Source organism: Cupriavidus sp. HPC(L), from assembly GCF_000307735.3.
Lineage (GTDB): Bacteria > Pseudomonadota > Gammaproteobacteria > Burkholderiales > Burkholderiaceae > Cupriavidus.
Map to the genome: position 1 here is coordinate 1 of NZ_AMPR02000406.1, position 1,077 is coordinate 1,077.

1 protein-coding gene and 1 pseudogene are annotated in these 1,077 nt (G+C 72.6%); both read left to right on the forward strand.

What is annotated here, in order from left to right; genetic code table 11:
- The first annotated feature begins 73 nt into the window (after positions 1–73).
- On the forward strand, positions 74–649 hold the full coding sequence (locus tag B551_RS18515) for an RDD family protein (RefSeq protein ID WP_023264756.1): 576 nt from the start codon (positions 74–76) through the stop codon (positions 647–649).
- Positions 646–1,077, forward strand: a pseudogene (locus tag B551_RS18520) (acetyltransferase); the annotation flags it as partial. The gene B551_RS18515 and the pseudogene B551_RS18520, both read left to right, overlap by 4 nt.

The following is a 1,077-nucleotide window of genomic DNA, read 5'->3' on the forward strand; positions in this document are numbered from 1 at the left end:
GCATAATGCCGCTGCCCATCACGCCAGCGCGGCCTTTGTCCGCGCCTCGCCCCGACTCCGTCCATGCCAGTCCATGTCCGCCAAGACCGCCACTGACGCCGCCGCACCGCGCCCCGAGCCGACCGCCCCCGCGCAGGCACCCGAGCAGGTCCCCATGCACGCGCCCCCGATCCGCCGCCGCGTCGCATGCATGCTGTACGAAGGCGTGCTGCTGTTCGGCGTGCTCAGCGCCTCCACCGCGCTCTATCTGCTGGCCCGGCCGCTGCTGCGGGAACTGCGTATCGACACGCCGCTGGCCATGCAGCTGTGGAGCTTCCTGGTGATGGGCCTCTATTTCACCTGGTTCTGGCAACGCACCGGCCAGACGCTGCCGATGCAGACCTGGCGCATCCGCGTCGAAGGCGCCGACGGCAGGCCGCCGCGCTGGCCGCGCGCGGCGCTGCGCTATCTGCTGGCATGGCTGTGGCTGCCGCCGTCGGCGGCGGTGGGCCATGCGCTGGGCCTCGTCAAGGGACCGTTCGTCGGCGTGCTGGCGTGCGGCCTCGGCGTGTGGATATTGGTAGCCTTTCTCGATCGGCGCCGCCAGTTCCTGCACGATCGGCTGGCCGGCACGCGGCTTGTCGACCTGCGGCCGCCGCGCCAGCCATGAAGCTGACTGCCACCGCGGTGCGCCGCATCGCCGTGGCGATGCAGCTCGGCGGTGCCTGCGGCGTCGCGCTGGCGCTGGTCCGACTGGCCGACTGGAACTGGCCCGCGGCGCTGGCCGGCGGCATCGTCACCGTGCTGGTGTTGTTCGGGCTGTCGGTCGCGATGGCCTTCGCGATCTCGGTGGGCGGCACCGGCGCATCGGCTACCAACGCGTTCCGCGCCGGCATGCCGACGCTGCCGCCCGCGCTGCAGGCGCATCGCGCCGCCGCGCGGCTCGGACCCCGGCAGGCGCTGCTCTGCTATCTGCGCGAATGCGTCGCGGTGTTCCGCATGTTCAACTGGCTGCAACCGTTCCGCCATCGGCGGCCGCTGATGCCGGCCCGGCAGGACGCCGACGCATCCCGCCCACCGGTGCTGCTGGTGCACGGC

Excerpts from the sequence above, each read along its gene's own strand:
- B551_RS18515 (WP_023264756.1), top strand. The coding sequence starts at position 74 with ATGTCCGCCAAGACCGCCACTGACGCCGCCGCACCGCGCCCCGAGCCG.